The organism is Vibrio sp. JZG10 (assembly GCF_054064075.1).
This window is the reverse complement of record NZ_JBSUGE010000025.1, coordinates 26,998-46,425: the sequence shown is the minus strand read 5'-3', so window position 1 is coordinate 46,425 and position 19,428 is coordinate 26,998. Positions and strand designations below refer to the sequence as shown.

At 45.6% G+C, this 19,428-nt stretch carries 22 protein-coding genes; 15 read left to right on the top strand and 7 right to left on the bottom strand.

The window, feature by feature from the left end; all coding sequences use genetic code 11:
• Positions 1-28: 28 nt before the first annotated feature.
• Positions 29-643 (bottom strand): tRNA-uridine aminocarboxypropyltransferase, encoded by a 615-nt coding sequence (locus tag ACWYVB_RS21185; RefSeq protein WP_457530050.1) that lies wholly within the window; start codon positions 641-643, stop codon positions 29-31.
• The gene (locus ACWYVB_RS21180) at positions 643-2,193 is read right to left on the bottom strand and encodes a COG3650 family protein (protein ID WP_457530048.1); all 1,551 of its coding nucleotides are present in this window, start codon (positions 2,191-2,193) and stop codon (positions 643-645) included. The genes ACWYVB_RS21185 and ACWYVB_RS21180 overlap by 1 nt, the downstream gene beginning before the upstream one ends.
• Before the next feature lie 47 nt (positions 2,194-2,240).
• Here ACWYVB_RS21180 and ACWYVB_RS21175 point away from each other — a divergent pair, with 47 nt between their 5' ends.
• On the top strand, positions 2,241-2,711 hold the full coding sequence (locus tag ACWYVB_RS21175) for an EVE domain-containing protein (RefSeq protein WP_457530046.1): 471 nt from the start codon (positions 2,241-2,243) through the stop codon (positions 2,709-2,711).
• Positions 2,712-2,764: 53 nt separating this feature from the next.
• Here ACWYVB_RS21175 and ACWYVB_RS21170 read toward each other — a convergent pair whose 3' ends face one another.
• Entirely contained in the window at positions 2,765-3,589 is an 825-nt protein-coding gene (locus ACWYVB_RS21170) for a Cof-type HAD-IIB family hydrolase (RefSeq protein ID WP_005393831.1), read from the bottom strand.
• A gap of 236 nt (positions 3,590-3,825) precedes the next feature.
• Entirely contained in the window at positions 3,826-4,833 is a 1,008-nt protein-coding gene (locus tag ACWYVB_RS21165) for an alpha/beta fold hydrolase (RefSeq protein ID WP_457530044.1), read from the bottom strand.
• 65 nt (positions 4,834-4,898) lie between these two features.
• Between ACWYVB_RS21165 and rhtB the strand changes: the two genes are divergently transcribed.
• The 7 genes from rhtB (at position 4,899) to ACWYVB_RS21130 (ending at position 11,569) form a co-directional block, all read left to right on the top strand.
• On the top strand, positions 4,899-5,516 hold the full coding sequence (gene rhtB, locus ACWYVB_RS21160) for a homoserine/homoserine lactone efflux protein (protein WP_139059601.1): 618 nt from the start codon (positions 4,899-4,901) through the stop codon (positions 5,514-5,516).
• A gap of 24 nt (positions 5,517-5,540) precedes the next feature.
• Positions 5,541-6,764, top strand: coding sequence for an EAL and HDOD domain-containing protein (locus ACWYVB_RS21155; RefSeq protein WP_005393827.1), 1,224 nt, complete (start codon positions 5,541-5,543; stop codon positions 6,762-6,764).
• A 155-nt stretch (positions 6,765-6,919) separates the two neighbouring features.
• Entirely contained in the window at positions 6,920-7,255 is a 336-nt protein-coding gene (locus ACWYVB_RS21150) for a metalloregulator ArsR/SmtB family transcription factor (protein WP_375223827.1), read from the top strand.
• Positions 7,256-7,297: 42 nt separating this feature from the next.
• Positions 7,298-8,299: an ArsJ-associated glyceraldehyde-3-phosphate dehydrogenase gene (locus ACWYVB_RS21145; protein WP_005393824.1), complete on the top strand. Its 1,002-nt coding sequence runs from the start codon at positions 7,298-7,300 to the stop codon at positions 8,297-8,299.
• Positions 8,300-8,311: 12 nt separating this feature from the next.
• Positions 8,312-8,806: a cyclin-dependent kinase inhibitor 3 family protein gene (locus ACWYVB_RS21140; protein ID WP_202600835.1), complete on the top strand. Its 495-nt coding sequence runs from the start codon at positions 8,312-8,314 to the stop codon at positions 8,804-8,806.
• 256 nt (positions 8,807-9,062) lie between these two features.
• Positions 9,063-10,280, top strand: a complete 1,218-nt coding sequence (gene arsJ / locus ACWYVB_RS21135) for an organoarsenical effux MFS transporter ArsJ (RefSeq protein WP_114324082.1) — start codon at positions 9,063-9,065, stop codon at positions 10,278-10,280.
• 275 nt (positions 10,281-10,555) lie between these two features.
• Complete coding sequence (locus tag ACWYVB_RS21130) at positions 10,556-11,569, top strand: acyltransferase (RefSeq protein WP_301605587.1); 1,014 nt, start codon at positions 10,556-10,558, stop codon at positions 11,567-11,569.
• Here ACWYVB_RS21130 and ACWYVB_RS21125 read toward each other — a convergent pair.
• The gene (locus tag ACWYVB_RS21125) at positions 11,566-11,895 is read right to left on the bottom strand and encodes a DUF2500 domain-containing protein (RefSeq protein ID WP_005393817.1); all 330 of its coding nucleotides are present in this window, start codon (positions 11,893-11,895) and stop codon (positions 11,566-11,568) included. The genes ACWYVB_RS21130 and ACWYVB_RS21125 overlap by 4 nt on opposite strands.
• A gap of 328 nt (positions 11,896-12,223) precedes the next feature.
• Between ACWYVB_RS21125 and ACWYVB_RS21120 the strand changes: the two genes are divergently transcribed.
• From ACWYVB_RS21120 to ACWYVB_RS21105, 4 genes are all read left to right on the top strand, one after another.
• Complete coding sequence (locus ACWYVB_RS21120) at positions 12,224-12,592, top strand: hypothetical protein (RefSeq protein WP_005393815.1); 369 nt, start codon at positions 12,224-12,226, stop codon at positions 12,590-12,592.
• 1,082 nt (positions 12,593-13,674) lie between these two features.
• Positions 13,675-14,295 carry a lysoplasmalogenase gene (locus ACWYVB_RS21115; RefSeq protein ID WP_005393811.1) on the top strand — a complete coding sequence of 207 codons (621 nt, stop codon included), beginning with the start codon at positions 13,675-13,677 and terminating at the stop codon, positions 14,293-14,295.
• A 69-nt stretch (positions 14,296-14,364) separates the two neighbouring features.
• Positions 14,365-14,586, top strand: coding sequence for a YecH family metal-binding protein (locus ACWYVB_RS21110; RefSeq protein ID WP_053807604.1), 222 nt, complete (start codon positions 14,365-14,367; stop codon positions 14,584-14,586).
• Between the two features lie 107 nt (positions 14,587-14,693).
• Positions 14,694-15,278 carry a YhgN family NAAT transporter gene (locus ACWYVB_RS21105; protein WP_457530039.1) on the top strand — a complete coding sequence of 195 codons (585 nt, stop codon included), beginning with the start codon at positions 14,694-14,696 and terminating at the stop codon, positions 15,276-15,278.
• A 57-nt stretch (positions 15,279-15,335) separates the two neighbouring features.
• On the opposite strand, the gene ACWYVB_RS21100 is transcribed toward ACWYVB_RS21105, so the two are convergent.
• Together ACWYVB_RS21100 and rsmD are read right to left on the bottom strand one after the other, a co-directional pair.
• A complete protein-coding gene (locus ACWYVB_RS21100) occupies positions 15,336-15,602 on the bottom strand; it encodes a DUF1145 domain-containing protein (protein WP_005378704.1) in 267 nt (88 codons plus the stop codon).
• A 25-nt stretch (positions 15,603-15,627) separates the two neighbouring features.
• Positions 15,628-16,227, bottom strand: coding sequence for a 16S rRNA (guanine(966)-N(2))-methyltransferase RsmD (gene rsmD, locus ACWYVB_RS21095; RefSeq protein ID WP_054868128.1), 600 nt, complete (start codon positions 16,225-16,227; stop codon positions 15,628-15,630).
• 230 nt (positions 16,228-16,457) lie between these two features.
• On the opposite strand from rsmD, the gene ftsY reads away from it, so the two are divergent.
• From ftsY to ftsX, 3 genes are read left to right on the top strand one after another with little or no spacing between them, the layout of a single operon-like run.
• Positions 16,458-17,711 carry a signal recognition particle-docking protein FtsY gene (ftsY, locus tag ACWYVB_RS21090; protein ID WP_457530037.1) on the top strand — a complete coding sequence of 418 codons (1,254 nt, stop codon included), beginning with the start codon at positions 16,458-16,460 and terminating at the stop codon, positions 17,709-17,711.
• A gap of 22 nt (positions 17,712-17,733) precedes the next feature.
• A complete protein-coding gene (ftsE, locus tag ACWYVB_RS21085; RefSeq protein ID WP_005393800.1) occupies positions 17,734-18,408 on the top strand; it encodes a cell division ATP-binding protein FtsE in 675 nt (224 codons plus the stop codon).
• Positions 18,398-19,366, top strand: coding sequence for a permease-like cell division protein FtsX (gene ftsX / locus ACWYVB_RS21080; RefSeq protein ID WP_226422165.1), 969 nt, complete (start codon positions 18,398-18,400; stop codon positions 19,364-19,366). Before ftsE ends, ftsX begins: the two co-directional genes overlap by 11 nt.
• The last annotated feature ends 62 nt before the right edge of the window (positions 19,367-19,428 follow it).

Sequence of the window (19,428 nt, the reverse complement as noted above, 5' to 3'; positions counted from 1 at the left end):
CTGCGTTTTTATTTAGAGCAATTCGGTTTTAGTTGCGTGAGCTCGGTGATTGCTTGAGAGCGTGTCCACTTTTTTCGGCTTGAAATAGTGCAAGGTAGTGAGCAAAGAATGTGAGCATTTTTTGCTGGTTATTTTGCTCGCCTAGTTGTCCGAGTAAATGTGCGGCGACTTCAAACGTGCACAAGTTACCTTGTTGTTGGTTGCGTCGCAGCTGATATTGCGAGTCCGCCGATGCAGACAGCGCCATAGTAGGGATACTTTCTAACCAACGGCTCTTGTTGATCATCTTGCGCGCCTCTTGCCAGGTGGCATCCAAAATAATAAACAGGGGATTTTTGGTTTGTTGCTGGCTTTGGATCGCCACATGTTCGAGTGTGACGCTTTCTTCACTTGGGAATAGAAGCACTGGATACAGTGACGGATCAGCTAATCGAACGAGCAATTCTTCTGGTGGTTGTTTTCGGTCCCAGATTACTCGCTCAATATTGAGTTGGCACTGCTCTAGTAGCTGGCCGGTATTAGTATCACGCGTCAGTTCATTCGGATGCATCAACAGCAAGATGTTGTGCTCGCTGGTAAGTTTCGGCACCAGTGAGCACATACAGTTGAATTGAAAACCACAATTTGGACACGGTTGCGACATTACAGACGAACTCCTTCGCGCACAGGGCTAACCCCATCCGAGAACAGACGCACGCCACTGATTTGGTTTGGCGTTGCCGTTGGTGCCATGCTTGGGTTGAGTGGGTAGCTAACCCCACTGTATTGCATCACGTGTTGGGCTGCCTTAGATCCGCCACCGCTGACATTAAAAATAAGATCTCGCCAGCCATGAGAGGTTTGTTGGCCGAGCATAATCGGGCTTTGTACCAGTGTGATGCGGCTATTGAAGCGCCACTCTTTTTCGTGATGTTCAAATATCAGCAATGTACAGCCACCGGAACCACACCAATCCAGCTGTACTAATAGCTCTTCGTTACCATCGCCGTTGAGGTCGTAAGTTAGCCAACGGTACTGGTTGTTGTTGGGGTTGGTTTGGTGAATGAAGAAGTAGTTGCGCACGGCGGCATCTACTTTGGAGTCAAACTCCGCACTAGAAGGTACGTCTGCACTGCTGATGGGCTTGTTGGCGCGTTTCTCGGCTGGTTGCATCATGCCCTCATCACGAGTGGTGGCAGGGTAAAGCACTAAACCACCATCGGCGATTGGGTATACCAAGTTACCGACTTTTTCTTTGGTCGCTTTGAGCTGATTGCCTTCTCGCGTAAACAGTCGCTCTGACATCAGTCTTTGTTGTTGATGATGCGTCATGACGACTTGAACCTGAGACGGACTTAATTGTTGCCAGTACCCACGTTCGATTAACGGTGCTTGCCCATTGGCGTAACTGTATTTTGTTGTGGCGCTGTGGTCTGGGTTTAAGGTCATTTGCACCTCAAAACCTTGTGATTGGGTTGAAGTCGCGACATAGGTATTGGCCCAGCCAAGCGTAGCGTCCACGTTTGCAGCCGTACCACAACCTTGATAAGTGTCTCCATCATGTTTTAGCGTCGCTTTCCAGCCATACAAAGAACCACTCATCGTATCTGAGCAGAGGTTTTCTGTTAGGCGAAGTTCACCATCTTGTAGTTGATATGTGCGCTGGCGAGGTTGAAGTTGACTGCTCTTAATCGCTAATTTTGTGGTTTGTTTGCCGATTGGTTGGAATGTCACTCCATTAGCCTCAAAGCTTGCCGACCAAGAAGGCTCATTACCAAACACGCGAGTTGGTTTGTTTGGTTGCTGACAACGGTTTGGATTTTCCGTTGTGAGGAAGTTCACTTGTTCCACGACAAAGTTAGCATCGAAATCGGCAGAAAACCCATCGATGCCCGGTGGGTTGAGATGGCCAATAACCTCGCCATACATGGTCTGGTAAGGCTCGTTATTTAACTGAATTGCTCGTTGCATTTGCTGTGGTGACAGTTGTAACCAATATTGCTTGTCGCTGCCACAAGGCATGATGTATTGACTCTCGTGACCGACGATCACTTTTCCACGTAGCATAAAGGTTTGAGGTTGAATGGTGTCAGGCTTATCTAAGGTGGCTGGTGGAGAAGCTGGGTCGGCAGCGCCAGATTGTGGCGGCTGCGAACTACATGCTTGCAGAACCAGCAGAGTGGCAAGCGCCACTGGGTTTTTCAAAGCCTTCATGTTATATCTTCCTCATTATTGTTACTCAATCGGCATCGGATGGCATTATGGCATATTGGTTATTTAAAACTGAACCAGATACCTTTTCTATTGACACGCTTCGAACCCAAAAGGTTTCATGTTGGGAGGGAGTTCGTAATTATCAGGCGCGCAATATGATGCGTGACCAAGTGAAGGTGGGCGATTTCGTCCTGATTTATCACTCTTCTTGCAAGAATGTTGGTGTTGCCGGTATTGCTAAAGTCGTGAGAGATGCCTATCCCGATCATTTCCAGTTCGATCCTGAAAGTGATTATTGCGATCCAAAGTCAGACCCAGACAACCCGCGTTGGATTATGGTGGATGTCGAATTCGTGCGTAAAACGGCGCGAGTGATTCCGTTATCGGTGATGAAAGCGATGCCAGAACTTGAGAACATGCCATTGGTGAAACGTGGAAATCGCTTGTCGATCATGCCAGTGACAGAAGAAGAGTGGGAAGCGATCCTTGGCAAAGAGAAGTTGCCAAGTCAGCGATAAAAGAAAAGGGCTGCGAATGTGCAGCCCTTTGTTATTGTTTGGAGTATTGCTGCTTACAGCAAGTGATCTTGTAGGTAGTGTGCAACCGCATCTTCTGCATTGCTGCCAATCACTTCGTTATTTGGCAATGCTTTCATCACTTTCTCGTGTGATGTACCCATGACCAATCCTTTACCTGCCATCGACAGCATTTCTACGTCATTCATGCCATCACCAAATGCCACGCAATTTTCTAACGTGAGGCCGAGTTTTTTCGCTACCGCTTCAAGAGCATGGCCTTTAGACACACCAGCACTCATTACTTCCAAGCACCATGGTGTTGAAAACGCAATATTCAGCTTATCGCCAAATTGTTCACGTAGTTTGTTTTCAAACACCACCAAGCGTTCGTGGTCTTGTGCTGGGTGAGTGAAGAAGATTTTCGCAATACCGTCAGTTGGCGCTTGGTCTTCATCGAATAAGACGTATGTGAATTCGTCATGGAAATCACGCAATGTTTCGTCGTCTTTGTTCATCAACCAACTGTCATTTTGATACATGTGGATAAGTATTTCTTGATCGTGCTTGATCGTGTCGATCACGCCTTGAACCAGTTCTGCAGGGACATTTTCGCTGTACATCAGCTGATCTTCCTGGTCATGCACACGGGCACCGTTCGAGGTGATCATGTAAGCCGGAATACCGACCTGACGACGGATGCTCGCAACGTCTACGTGGTGACGGCCTGTTGCAAAGACAAAGGTGTAACCCTTTTCATGCAGCGCTTTTAGCGTCTCTTTTGAGTAAGCACTGAGCTGATGGTTTGGTGCGAGTAACGTGCCATCCAGATCAGAGGCAACGATTTTAGTGATCTCTTTGCAAGGTAGCGATGTGCTCATGAAGTCCTCGTAAACGGTTTGGATAGTGTGGAACAGGTGATTGCAAACGGAGTACAGCAGACTGACTAGATCATGCTGCTCCGAATGCGGGGGAACTTTGGTCGGTTGCATCTGCATGGTTCAACGCAGCCAGACCCAAGCAGTGTACGTCAAAATGAGGATGAAAAAGAGGGTAAATCAATGTGCAGACATTTCCTCTTTAATCATGGCCGTGAAATGGTCGCCTAGAGTTCTTATTATGTTTTTTCGTTTGGCGATGATTTCGGGTCATTCATAAAGCGGAAGATTGCATCGAGTGCTTGATTACGATACTGGTCGGTCTCGAATAAGATCTCATGCTGTGCGCCTTCGATAGAAAGTAGCTCCGCATGTGGGTTGGTTTTACGCAATTTATCGATAAAACGTTTTTGTGCCAGATTGCTGACAATACGATCGTTTCCAGCTTGAATCAGGAGCACCGGTACTTTGACTTGGCGAGTCAATAAAAAGCACTGTTTTGCTGCCATTAGCCCTTGCCATACCCATCGTGTGCTCGGTCCACCGACTTGCAGTTCCGGTTTTTCCGTATAGAGATTTCGGAACCATTGGTAGCGACCATAGCTTTGGCTGAGCGGGTTATCTTCAAAGGGTTTAGGAAAGTAGGCCTGATGTCCTGGCGCATAACGTGGCAAAGTGGATACCGCTGACATAATTTGTGTCACTGGAATCGCTATTGGCGATAAGTACCATGGCAGATTAATACCAAACATAGGCGCACTGAGAATCAAACCAGTAAAGGGATGTTCTGGGTGAGTTTGCAGATAACGTGTAGCGATTGCGCCGCCCATGGAGTGGGCAATGATGAAACATTGCTGATAGTCGCTAAGGTTGTGTTTGTTTACGACCACGTCCATATCGTCAATATAATCAGTAAAGTCATAGACGTGACCCATATCTGAGTCAGACAATAGACGATCTGATAAACCTTGTCCGCGGTGGTCAAAGGAATAGACGTCGAAGCCTTGGCGATAAAGATCGTAAAACAGTTCTTGGTATTTCCAGGAAGATTCAATGCGCCCATTAACGATGAGCACGGCTTTTTTATGTTCTGGGTTGGTCAGTTTGCACCAGTAGATGTTCTTTTTCTCAGTTCCTTTAACAAAGCCTTCTTGGCGAGTTTGCCAAAGTGCCGCGATCGGACCACCAATTGCTTGCTCAAATAATGACTCTTGAGTATAAGTCAAAGGTGAATGGTTAGTAGCCATTAGTCGATTACCTGAAGATACGTTGTTTACGCGATGTATCATCGAAGAATTAGTGAGGAAATGCAATGGATACACACGTCTGGTTAGCTTATGTAGTAACTGCAATCGTTTTTAGTTTGGCTCCGGGGTCTGGCACGGTGAACTCAATCAGCAATGGTTTGAGTTACGGTACTCGCAAATCTTTGGGGGCTGTGATCGGTCTCCAAATTGGTTTGGCCATTCACATTGCGTTAGTTGGGGCGGGAATTGGTGCGCTGGTCGCACAGTCGGCAACGGCATTTTCTGTCATTAAATGGGTTGGCGCGGCTTATTTGGTTTGGTTGGGTATCCAGAAATGGCGAGACACCTCCAGCTTGGTGGCGGCTGAGAGCCACAAAGACATGTCTGGCATGGCACTCTTGTACAAAGCTATTTTGATTAACCTGACGAACCCTAAATCGATTGTTTTTCTGGTGGCGTTGTTTCCACAGTTTATTGACCCGGAACAAGACCAACTGACGCAACTGTTGGTGCTTGGTGTTACGACTGTTGTGATCGACGCGTGCGTGATGTTGGGTTACACCACCTTGGCGGCGCAAATGGGACGTTTTATTCGCTCCGATAAAATCATGGGGAAAATAAACAAAGTCTTCGGTTCAATGTTTATGGGTTGTGGTGCATTATTAGCAGCTGCAAAGTCATAAGCCATTTATAGGTCCTTCTTTAGCATGAATACAACGTATGTTGCTCGCCAGCCGATCTTTAACCGCAAAAGACAGACGCTGGGTTATGAATTGTTGTTTCGAGATGGGGAGAGTAATGCATACCCTTCGCATATTGAGTCAAACCGAGCAACATACCGATTAATTGTCGAGAATTTCCTATCACTGGGCACTAACCCAGTGATTGCTTCTTCGCGATGCTTTATCAATTTTCCTCATCAAAGCTTGGTGCGCCGCTTACCGCGCAGCTTGCCAAAAAACAAAATCGTCGTCGAAGTTCTGGAAACTTGCCAGCCGACCGATGATCTTCTCGATGCGATTCGCGAGTTGTATCGAGAAGGTTATTTGATTGCGCTGGATGATTTCACCTTAACGCCGGAGTGGCGTCGCTTCTTACCTTACGTGCACATCGTTAAACTCGATATCATGGCAATGGGGCTGGAAAAAGCGTGTGCGTTGGTCAAAGCTCACCTTGCTAAACGCGTCAAATACCACTTTTTGGCGGAACGTGTTGAAACCGCAGAAGAGTTTGAGCAAGCCAAAGCGGCTGGCTTTAAGTTTTTCCAAGGCTACTTTTTTAGTAAGCCATTAGTTTCGCAAACAAAATACGTGAGCCCTGAGCAAGTGTTAGCGCTACAGCTTTTTCGTGAAGTCTGCTCACCAGAGCCAGACTTTACTCGTATTGAAACCATCATTACGCAAGATGTCGCGTTGTCGTACAAATTATTGCGCTTTGTAAATACGCAAGCGCCAAACCTCGCTGTCGAAATCAGCTCGTTTCGTCAGGCCTTGATCTACCTTGGTCAGGATAATCTTAAGCAGTTTGTCTCCTTGGTCGTGGCGTCGTATATCTCTAGTAACAAGCCTCGAGAGCTGTATCACCTTTCATTACAACGAGCGCAGTTCTGCCAATTAATGTCGCGTTATCAGCCATTTTCCCACCTCAACGAACAAGGGTTTATGGTCGGTTTATTATCGATTTTAGATGCGATGCTTGATTTGTCGGTGGAATCTTTAGTCAAGCAATTGCCACTTAGCGAATCTGTACAACAAGCCTTATTACATCGCAAGGGGGTTTATGGTGCGCTGATTTCTCTCGAAGAGTGTTACGAGCGTGCCGACTGGTCAGGCGTTGAAAAAATCACGACGCAGTTGGGATTGTCTTTGGAAGAGGTTAAGCTCTCGTTAGGCGAAGCGGTTCGCTGGAGTCAAAACGTCGCAACCGCGTAAATTTCTGCCGTATCTTTAGTCTCTCTAACCGTTCTTCTCTCAATCTTTATTGGCTGTTTCGATGTGAAACTTTTATGACGATGATGGGATCACTCTTGACGACATCTCAGAGTTAAATAAATATATACGCATATCCATATATAGGTATGTTTATTATGCTTCCACATCAGTTTTTCAAGCTGTTATCCGATGAAACGCGCGTACGTTGTTTAATGCTGGTGGCCCGTGAAGGCGAAACTTGCGTGGGTGATTTGGCGTTTGCGTTGCAAGAGAGTCAGCCGAAAGTTTCTCGTCATCTTGCTCAGTTACGCTCTAGTGGCATCTTGGTGGATAAACGCCGAGGGCAATGGGTGTACTACGAATTATCGCAGCAATTACCAGGTTGGATGCGTAAGCTGATTGAAGACTTAGTGGCATCAAACTGTTTAAAGCAAGAGTACCAAGACGACATCACACGCCGTCACGATAAAAGTCGTGAGGCTTGCTGTTAATAGCAAACAGAGATTCAAGGTAGAAGATTAAAGGGTAAAACTATGACAATTAAAGTAGGAATTAATGGCTTTGGCCGAATTGGTCGTTTAGCACTGCGAGCGGCATTCGACTGGCCAGAGTTAGAGTTTGTGCAAATCAACGATGTCGCAGGTGATGCAGCGACGCTTGGCCACTTATTAGAGTTCGATTCAGTGCAAGGTCGTTGGCACCATGAAGTGCAGGTTGAAGGCAATGAACTCGTCATCAATGGCAAGCGCATCGCCACGACTCAGCAACGTGACATCGATGCCGTGAACTGGTCTGGCTGCGATGTTGTGATTGAAGCGACAGGTGTACACCGCAAAACCTCGTATCTAGACCAATACCTCGATCAAGGTGTGAAGCGCGTGGTGGTGAGTGCGCCAGTGAAAGAAGAAGGCATTGCGAACATTGTTGTTGGCGTGAACGATCATATTTTCGACCCTGAAAAACATCGTATCGTGACAGCCGCTTCATGTACAACAAACTGTATAGCGCCTGTGGTGAAAGTCATTCATGAGAAGTTGGGCATTGAGCAATCCTCTTTCACGACAATTCACGATTTGACCAATACGCAAACCATTTTGGATGCGCCACATAAAGACCTGCGTCGTGCTCGTGCGTGCGGCATGAGTCTTATCCCGACCACTACCGGTAGTGCGACAGCAATTGTGGAAATTTTCCCAGACTTAAAAGGCAAGATTAACGGCCACGCGGTACGTGTACCATTGGCGAATGCGTCATTGACCGACATCATCTTCGATGTAAAACGCGATACCACAGCAGAAGAAGTGAACGCTTTGCTGAAAGAGGCGTCGGAAGGGGAGTTAAAAGGCATTCTTGGCTTTGAGGAACGTCCGTTAGTGTCGATCGATTACAAAGGCGACCAACGCTCAACCATCGTTGATGCACAATCCACCATGGTGGTTGGCTCACGAATGGTAAAGATTTACGCGTGGTACGACAATGAAATGGGTTACGCAACGCGCACCGCAGAATTGGTTCGTAACGTTGGTCTGGCATAACAGGAGTTCATAATGTCTCATCCTACATGGCAATTAGATTTGGATTCTGGTGCATTAGTCCTAACACCGTGCCCGGGTACCAAAGGCGTCGAGTTGAAAGCGTCGTTGGAACAGTTGAAGGAGCAGGGGGTTCAAGCGGTCGTTACTGCATTGGACGATAGCGAGTTAGCAGCGAAAGACGTTGCGGCTTTGGGTGACACCACTCAGCAGCTGGGCATGAAATGGTTCCAGATCGAGATTGAAGATGACTGCGCACCAAGTGAAGAATTTGCGGCGAAGTGGCACCAAGCCAGTCCGGAACTGCATGCGATTCTTGCTCAAGGTGGCAAAGTCGCGATGCACTGCATGGGTGGCTCGGGTCGCACAGGTTTGTTTGCGGCTCACTTGTTGCTAGAGAAGAAATGGCAGTTAGAAGATATCGTGCGAGAAGTGCAAGCTCTTCGCCCTGGTGCGTTTACAAAACCGGTGCAGCTTGAGTACATCGAACGCGTGGCGAAAGACGCTTGATCAGCTTAAATAGCTTTTGGAACATCATGATCCAAAAGCTATTTTCCAGTTTATATAATGGAAAATAGGTCAGCAGTAAAACTAAAGATTTTAATTTAAGCTTTTGTTTTTATTGGTTATCTTTGTCCATTTGTAAATTTCGGTGTGTTTGTGAATTCGAACTAAGGTTGTATCGCCTTATGGTTGGTGTACAGGTTAATAAGCATTTGGCACATGATGATCTAAATGCATCTATCGCTGTACATAAGAGGTCAATATGATTTCTCAATTGAGCAAAAGTATTCGTCAGTACATGTTAGTGACGTTTAACTATTGGAACTTTACCGTGACCGACGGAGCGCTGCGTATGCTGGTGGTGCTCTATTTTCACGACTTGGGTTATTCCACGTTAGCTATTGCCTCACTGTTCCTTTTCTATGAATTTTTTGGTGTGGTGACCAATTTGATTGGTGGTTGGTTGGGCGCAAGGTTAGGCCTGAACAAAACCATGAACATTGGTTTAGCGATGCAAGTGTTTGCGCTGTTGATGCTGGCAGTACCCAACGCATGGCTGACGATTCCTTGGGTGATGGCGGCGCAAGCTTTGTCGGGGATTGCCAAAGATCTCAACAAGATGAGTGCCAAGAGTGCGATTAAAACATTAGTACCAGACGAGCAGCAAGGCGCACTTTACAAATGGGTGGCCATTTTGACGGGCTCGAAGAATGCGCTCAAAGGAGCGGGTTTCTTTGTCGGTGGCTTGTTGTTGTCTTGGGTGGGTTTCCAAAACTCGATGTTTATTATGGCGAGTGTGCTGGCATTGGTGTTTGTTTGCAGCATGATCTGGCTAGAAGCTGACATGGGTAAAGCAAAGAGCAAACCTAAGTTTCGCCAAATTTTCTCCAAGTCCGAATCTATAAATATTTTATCTGCGGCACGTATGTTCTTGTTTGGGGCGCGTGATGTGTGGTTTGTGGTCGCTCTGCCTATTTATCTCGGCAGTGTGTTTGGCTGGGATCACTTGTGGGTCGGTGGCTTTTTAGCCGCATGGGTCATTGCTTATGGGTTTGTGCAAGGCTTTGCGCCGCGTATTACTGGCAAAGCGCAAGGTCGCGTGCCTGATGGTAGTGCAGCATTAGTATGGGCGGGAACTCTTGCGTTAATTACGGGCGGTATTGCTTATGGTGTGCAAATCGGCTGGCAGCCTGAGTTGGTAATTGTTGTGGGGTTAATGATTTTTGGTGCTGTGTTTGCCATTAACTCTTCACTGCACTCGTATCTGATTGTGAGCTATGCCAAAGGCGATGGCGTATCTCTGGATGTGGGTTTCTATTACATGGCCAATGCGATGGGACGTTTGATTGGCACGGTATTATCGGGTTGGATCTACCAAGAGGCTGGTCTTGCGGCGTGCTTATGGGTCTCCTTTGCTTTCTTGGCGCTGACGACGTTGATTTCGATTAAGTTGCCAAAAGCTAACGTTGCCACTGCGTAACTATTCCCAGTATTGCTATCTGTAGATGGTATAAATGGCTCCAAATCGGAGCCATTTTTGTTTCTTATGCGCCGTTGATGTAATCAAACTGTGTGGGTTTGGCATCGAGAGTGAATGCTGATGTTTGGTTCTCGTTAATTGATTAGAGTGGTGATGAAATCCCCGTTGTAGGTCATTGTTGCGTTAAAAATAAGCAAAAACAGATTGTTAACCATTTCACTGGCTGAGATTTACCCTATGCTATAAACGATAAGCGACTCAAAGTAGGGAAAGGTATGAGAGAAAGGGTTCTGTTTTTTGATTTATTGCGCTGCTTTGCTGCGGTGGCAGTGATCGCCATTCACGTCTTGGCCCCTTATCGAAATGAGTTAGGAGTGATTCCATTTGACCAATGGTTGACGGCGGTAGGCGTTAATAGCGTTACCCGCTGGGCGGTGCCAGTTTTCATTCTGATCACCGGAGCGCTGATGCTCAGTGACACTCGACCATTTGACGGTAAGTATTATATCAAAAGGCGTTTAGGCAAAGTCTTAGTCCCATTTCTTATTTGGTCGATGTTTTATGCATACCTCTCTGGCTGGACGGCTCAAGGGTTTGACTTTGAAACCGTAAAAGAGGTGTTAAGCAATAGCCCATTTCACGCAACGTATTATCACCTCGGTTTTTTCTATTACTTTATACCGCTGTATTTTGTGATTCCGTTGTTCCAATGGATGGTACGCAACGTTGATGACAATGTGTTGTATACCTATCTCGCATTTTGGATTTTCACCAGCACGCTGTTTTTGTTCAAGGTTGATGGTCCGTGGAGTAACCAAATGTGGCTCTACATGGGTTACCTTCCTCTGGGTTATGTTCTATTTCAAAAAGTGCCTTTGAACCGCTCTATGGTGACCTTATTTACAGGGTTTGGCCTCGTCGCGTTGGCTGTGACATTTACTATGGTCGTGACGAACAGTTTAGAGGCGGAGAAGTACACGGTTGGACGCTGGCTGTCTTACAAAACACTGAATGTCATTCTAGCGGCTTCGATGATTTTCATGATCGGTCGTTACTTTGGGGAAGGCTTGTCACCAAAAGTACAAAAAGTGGTGAGTGTGATCAGTCAGCACAGCTTGGGGATTTATTTACTTCACCCAATTTTCTTATGGCCGATGAAAGCGTTTGGTTGGTACACCGGACATCCCGCATGGGTGATTCCAGTCTGGATCATTATCAGTGGAGCTGGAGCCTTGGCGATGAGCTATCTATTTTCTCGCTCTGCCAAGACTCGTTGGTTACTGCCTTAACGTTTGATGGCGAAGTGAAGGAATTTGTTACCACGATAGGTTAGCGTTCCTTTATCTCCAGGGTTGAGTGCATGGTAGTAGTGCACTCCAATTTGGAACTCTCGTTTAGGGCCAATAGAACCGCGTTGGACATAAATCCAATATTCTTGGTCGTCTTGGCCTGGTGGTGCATCTGGGATGTCGATAGCTTGCTTATCTAAAATAGTTACCTGCGCGCTTTGTTCTGGAGCGTCTTCGCCCACATAGTGCTTGCTATAGAAACGAAAAAATACCCATGCGCCCAAGGCAATAAGGGCGAACAGGGCGACAATAAGTGAGATTGGCATGTTAACCTCCGATGTTTCATTGAGCTCTATTCTACAGAACTCACTGATGAAACGATGAGTTGAGGTAACTTATTCATAATCTAATGAAAGGGACATGAATTTTATTCGGCGCACTTCACGGTTTACCTCAATGGGCGCGCGATGAAATCGTTGCTTCATCTGCAAGCTACGTCACTAAAGCTGAACTAAGCAGCTTTCACTTGTCTGGCTATATGCGCTCAAGGGCACAAATTGAAAGTAAAATTGCACTTAACGGCTCGAAAAAGCTCTAAATTTATAGAAGAATAAAAATAACGAACACGGGAAGGGTCTGGTAAGGAGGGTTACGATGTCAGATATTGAAAAAGTAGTCATGCGTACCCGAACGATCGAAAAACTTTTGCGTACTCAGTACCATGCAGAAGGGAAAGGGTTACACCAACTTATTAATAGTTGTGAAGAACGTTTACCACATGACGTGATAGCGAAGCTTCGTTTTATCGCTACTGTGCGTAATAAAGTGGTTCACGAAGACGATTATAAGCTGGATGATCGGAAAGGCTTTATGGCGGCATGTGACGCTTGTGAAAAAGAGCTAACGCCAAGAAGCTCTCGTTTTATTTGGCGTGCAGCAATTTTGCTAATGACGTTGATTACGCTCGCCGCTCTTGGTTTCTACTACATGCATTGGGATATCTTGTCCAAACACATACAGTAGAAAAGCACAGATAAATAAAAAAGGACGCATTTGCGTCCTTTTTTATTTTTAATCAGTAGGTTAGTACATCATTGGCAGTGTCATTAAACCCACAACCACTGCAATCATTACCAGCCCTTGTTTTTGAGAAGATGAAATCATAACACTACCCCTTAATCTTTGATGAACTCGATGAATTTAATATAGCACTGTTTTTGGGGTTTGATCAACATATGCTCGATAATCTTTTCAAAAAATACACTTAACTTGTCTTTTTTTACGTGTTTTTGACTAATGAAACTGTGTTTTTTGTGTTGTATTTAAAATGCTCGTATTGTGTGATTGTTGTTCGTATTTTGTTTAAGTGTGTGATTTTAAAGTGTCAATCTTAGTTTGTTGTTGGCTTGGAAATTGTTTTTTGTTTCGGTTGGTATGTTGATTGCCGATTTTGTCTGTGTTTCTCAAAAATTGAGAAAATAAAAAGATGTGCTATGGAGGTGCATCATTGAGTTGAGGTGTGGAAGGGGAATTTTCTTATCTAATGAGAAAATATGGGCTTAAAAAGTGTTTAGTGATTTGATGGTTTATGAAGTCGGTGTTTTCGATGGTTATTGAGAATGTGGCTTTATTTATCATTAGCTTACGTTCGTTATTTGATGTTTTTGTTATTGAGTTAAGTTTGATTTTTCATGTTGTTCTAATCTGTTCATCGGTGGTTTCTACTATCTTAGCTCGCTACCAAGACGATTTTCTGTTTTGTGTCTGTTATTTATTCTTGTTGCCTGTGATGTATACAGTCTGATGGTTTAGTCATCAGTTTTTGACGTGATGGGTTACCAAGGCCATTGGGCTGCTTTTTAGTTAAATGGCCTGACTAAGCGCGGGTTATTGTGCCGTGTGATTTGATGAACTTGGCTCATGGGATAGGGCTCTGTCCCATATTTATGGCCGTCACTAAGGCTTATCGACTTAATTGTTGTGCAGACTGAGGGTTACAAAATGTTTCGAATCGCTAGCGAGATCCAACTTTCGCAGATTGTGTCTTTACATCAAAACTGGTCTACCTAGACTAGCGGCGAGTTTAAGTAAAAGGTGTATACGGCATGTGGAGTTGGCTGGCGATAGGGCTATCAGGTGTGTATTCCGTGTTGGGAGCAAAACAAGCTAACCCGACACAATCCCTCGTGTTTAAAATCTTTACTCTGCTACTTCTTCTTGTGTTGGTGTTAACTCAAGGCGCATCCGCAACATATACCTACTGGATTGCGGGTGGGCTTATTGTGTCTATGGTGGCAGATACGCTGCACTCGTTTAAAACTCGCAAGCTAATTTACTTTGCTGCGTACTTACTTGCTCAGGTGTGCTATAGCAAGTCATTTTGGGTGCAGCTTAATGGTGAGATTGTCTGGTGGCTTTTGGCCCTACTGCTCGCAGCGAGTATCGTGGCGTTCTTTTTGTTGCTACCTCAACTCGACTCTTTGGTGTTTCCTGTTGTGATCATGGGGATGATGTTGGTTCAGCTTGCTTGGGCGGCGGGTGAAGTTTGGTTGCAGGCCCCGAGCTATGCCAATGCTATCGGTTTCAGCGGAACCCTAGTTTTGATCTATTCGGCGTTGGCGTATGCGATACACGGTTACCGAAAACCGATGAAACACGCCTATTTGTGGGTAAGTGGTAGCTACTTCTTTGCCCACGCCCTCATTGTTGCCTCCATCATTTACTAATTTAAGTCAAAGCAGCTCCCGAAGATTTCAGTAAACTGGACGTATTGTTCTTGATGACTGGAGTAAATAATGAGTGAAATCCATGCCCACGAGCTGCTAAACCTACTTCGAGAAACGCCAATGGATCGCGAAGCGCTGGCACAGCACTTTGGCAACACCGTTCGCTTTCACACCTGTAAACTGAATGATCTAGACTTAGATACATTGCTAGCATTTTTGCTCAAGCGCGACAAAATCCGTGAGCTTGAAGGTAAGTTTGTGGTCAATATGGCGCGTGTCTGCAATCACTAAGCGGCGGCTATGATGCGAGGGTGAATATGCTGTTTTCGCCCTCAGCCATATACTCACGTTGTCAGTTTGCTATACACTGGCCGCCATTTTTTAGGTGAGGCCAGAATATGGACATTCTTTCTGCAGCGACCATGCTGTTTCTAATCATGGACCCTCTCGGTAATTTGCCGATTGTGTTGTCTATTCTCAAGCACATCGATCCTAAGCGTCGCCGTAAGGTATTGATTCGTGAACTACTGTTTGCCTTACTGATCTTGATGTTGTTTCTGTTTGCAGGACAAAGCATCTTAAGTTTTTTGCATGTCCAGCCAGAAACGCTCAGCATTTCAGGTGGCATTATTCTCTTCATTATCGCGATTAAGATGATCTTTCCGAGTGCTGGCAGCATCACTGGACTGGCGGCAGGCGAGGAACCCTTTATTGTTCCGATGGCCATTCCTATGATCGCGGGCCCTTCAGTGATTGCAGCATTGCTTTTGCTCTCTTCACAGCATCCAGAAAAAATGTTGGAAATGTCCGCATCAGTTGTGATTGCGTGGGGCGTAACATTTTTTATTCTAATGTTTTATGGCTTCTTTAATCGTTTGTTGGGCGAGCGTGGCTTAAAAGCGGTAGAGCGTTTAATGGGCTTGTTGCTGGTGATGATCTCTACTCAAATGTTTTTGGATGGTGTTAAGAGCTATCTTGGGTGATGGAAGAAACGCAATAAAAGAGCCGCTCTTGTGAGCGGCTTTTTAGTATTTGGGCGATTACATCATGTGTTTACGACGAATATCGAGCAGGGCAAAAATACCAAAGATCAGGATGGAATATTTTTCCCAACTGCTCATTTTAATTTTGTCGCCAAATGCGCCAATGAAGATGGCCATTTGTAAACCGTGCATGATGAACAAAAAAGCGGTCATGATGTACAGCGCAATCGCGGCATTACCGGGAAACGGCATAAAAATATTTAGGATTAATACTAACCAAACAAAGGCGATAGCCGCTTTGGCCAGCATAATTAGTGCTTTCATTTAAGTATCCTTTTAAATCGAGGCGTTATGCGGAGGTACGTTCATACAGACGATAGCTCACTTGGCCTGCTGTTTTTTCTCGATGTAACTGCCAGTTTTCTGGTAAGTCGGCAATATTGAGTTCTTTTTCTGTTTCAATATAAATCATCGCATCTTCCGCGAGCCAGCCATTTTGTTCTAGCAGAGCCACGGTTTCATCTAATAGTCCCTTACGAAACGGTGGGTCAATAAACACCACATGGTGAGCAGTACCCGGCTGTTCTAAAAAGCTCAGTGCGTCGGTATTTACCACTTGGATGTTGTTCGCGTTAAGAGAGGCAACATTCTTTTGTAACTGTTGGAAAGCTTGTGGGTTCAGCTCGACCATGGTCACTTGCTCTGCTTGGCGCGAAGCCGACTCAAAGCCTAAACCGCCGGAGCCGGCAAATAAGTCGAGACATTTTGCTTGCGGCACATCTTGAGCCAGCCAGTTAAATAGCGTTTCTTTGACGCGATCGGTCGTTGGGCGTAAGCCTTCAGCATCGTGTACAGGAAGTTTTCTGCCTCTCCATAAGCCACTAATAATGCGAACAAAGCCCGTTGTTGGCTTTTTTTGTGATGAGTTTTGCTGGCGACGTCTTACCATAGATTTTTTGACCGCTAATAAAGTGATACTATATCTAATCGCCCAAGCCGTGAGCTTGGAGCTTGGATACAGCCCAGAATATTCAAGATGACAGAGTGTAACACTAATAAGATTAGAATTACCTAATCGGAAAGTTTTCACAACTTTGTCATTAGCCTTTTTTAGACAGATAATAATCTTGTCAAAAAAGAGTCATTAATAGATAAAAGAACAATCTAGGATAGCCCCAGATGACGGAAAAAAAGAAGCGCGGATTACTTTCGTGGCTAGGTTTTGGTGACGAAGAACAAAGCCCAAAACCAAAAACTGAAGAAACAGTAAAAGAAGAAGCAGTGGAAGCGCCTTCTGAAGAGCAGCAAACCGACGCGGCTGCTGAGCAAGCGGAAGCAACGCCAGAACTTGAAGAAGAAGCGAAACAATCAGAGGCTGCCCCAGCAGAAGCAGAAGCAGAAGCAGAAGCAGAAGCAGAAGCAGAAGCAGAAGCAGAAGCAGAAGCAGAAGCAGAAGCAGAAGAGCCTCAAGAGCCTGCTGCACCTCGCGTTCAAGAACAAGAAAAGCCAACAGAGAGCTTTTTTGCTCGCCTCAAACGCAGCCTAAGCCGAACAAAAGCAAATATTGGTGCTGGCTTCTTCGGTCTGTTCAGCGGTAAGAAAATCGATGAAGACTTATTTGAAGAGCTAGAAGAGCAACTGCTTATTGCTGATGTGGGCATGAATACCACAACAAAAATTATCAACAACCTGACAGAAAAAGCCACACGTGGCGATCTGAAAGACGGCGAAGCCCTTTATGGTTTGTTGAAAGAAGAAATGGCTGAGATTCTTTCTAAAGTCGAACAGCCACTAGAAATCGACAGCAACAAAACGCCTTACGTCATCTTAATGGTGGGTGTAAATGGCGTGGGTAAAACCACGACCATCGGTAAGCTTGCCAAGCAGTTCCAAACTCAAGGCAAAAAAGTGATGCTTGCAGCGGGCGATACTTTCCGTGCCGCAGCGGTTGAGCAGCTACAAGTATGGGGTGAACGTAATAATGTTCCTGTGATTGCTCAACATACTGGCGCAGACAGTGCTTCTGTTATCTATGATGCGATTGCAGCGGCAAAAGCACGTGGTGTGGATGTTGTGATTGCTGATACCGCGGGTCGTCTACAGAACAAAGCGAACCTAATGGAAGAGCTGCGTAAGATTGTACGTGTGATGAAGAAAATTGATGACTCAGCACCACACGAGATCATGCTAACGCTTGACGCAGGTACAGGACAAAATGCCATTAGCCAAGCGAAACTTTTCAGTGATGTTGCCCCTCTAACCGGGATTACTTTGACTAAGCTGGATGGTACAGCGAAAGGCGGCGTAATTTTCGCTATTGCTGACCAGTTTGGTATTCCAATTCGTTACATCGGTGTGGGTGAAGGTATCGAAGACTTGCGTCCATTTGAAACTCAAGAGTTTATTGACGCACTGTTTAGTCGTGAAGAATAAAAAGAGTTAGAGGAAATCAACGGTGATCAAATTTCAGCAAGTAAGCAAAGCTTACCGAGGTGGTCGACAAGCACTGCAAAAAGTCGATTTTCACCTGAGGCGCGGTGAAATGGCGTTTTTAGGCGGGCATTCCGGGGCTGGTAAAAGTACCTTGCTGAAATTGATCTGCGCGATAGAGCGACCAACTGATGGGAAAATCCATTTTAATGGCCACGACATCACGCGTATTCCAAGCAAAGACATCCCTTTTTTGCGCCGCAATATTGGGATTGTTTTTCAAGATCATCGTCTATTGATGGATCGCAGCGTATACGACAATGTCGCTCTGCCAATGCGCATCGAATCGATTTCTGAAAACGAAATCAAACGCCGTGTTTCTGCGGCGTTAGATAAAACAGGCTTACTCGATAAAGCTCGTTGTCTACCTAGTCAACTTTCTGGTGGTGAGCAACAACGCGTCGGTATTGCTCGTGCCGTAGTCAATCGACCAACGTTGCTGGTGGCTGATGAGCCGACAGGTAACCTTGACCCAGAATTATCCAACCGTGTGTTGCGTCTATTCGAAGAATTTAATCGTGCGGGAGTGACCATCTTACTCGCCACGCACGATGTGGGGTTAGTAAACACTCGCCCACAGTATCGTCATTTTGAATTAAACCAAGGCTTCCTAAGTGAGGTAGAAGACTATGGCAGGTAACAAGCACTCCCAAAAGAAGGGGAAAGGCCGCAGTGCCAAGCGTGCAAATACCGATGGTTTTTTCTCTGTCCACGCAAAACAAGCAAAATCCTCTTTTAGCGCCTTATGGCAACGACCTTTAGGTAATATCCTAACCCTAGCCGTGATTTCAATGGCACTTGCTATGCCAGCTTGTTTGTATCTACTGGGGAAAAACGTCGCGGGTGCCGCGGAAGATGTGGCATCTCCCTCGCAAGTTAGTGCTTACTTAGTAGAAGGCATGCCGGATGCACGTGTGATGGTTCTCAAAGATCAAATTGAAACTTGGCCTTTGGTAAAAGAAGTAGAATATATTTCACCGCAACAAGGTCTGTCTGATTTGAGCCAATATGCAGGATTCGATCAGGCTATCAGCCTTTTAAGTGGCTACGCGCTACCCGGTGTGTTGGTGATTACGCCAGCCTCGGAGCTAAAAAGTGATATTCAGTCATTAGCCAAAGACGTTCGAGATCAACAAGACGTGACCGATGTGAGACTTGACGAAGACTGGCTGGCGCGTCTTGATGCGATCAAAACTCTCGCGAGTATTATTGTCATTACTCTGACAGTGTTGATGCTCGGTGCGGTATTTTTAATCGTTGGCAACACGTTGCGATTTAATGTGCTGGCGAATAAAGAAGAGATTCAAACCATGAAACTGATCGGTGCGACGGACAGTTTTATTCTGCGCCCTTATTTGTACACGGGTATGTGGTTTGGCGTATTAGGTGCCACCATCGCTTGGTTGGTAACGGCTTTAGTGACCATTGTTATGAATAGTGCGGTGGAAGATCTTGCTGCGTTGTACGACAGCCAGTTTCGCCTGATTGGTCTAAGCTGGGATGAATCTTTGCTATTAATCATCATTGGGAGTCTTTTGGGATGCATTGCGGCGCGCTTTTCTGCGCAACGACATTTAAAAGAAATTGAACCAGTTTAAGTGATGAAGGTCTTACTACTTGGATTTTATTAGCACTAGCTAATCTGGATCCCTTGTTTAGA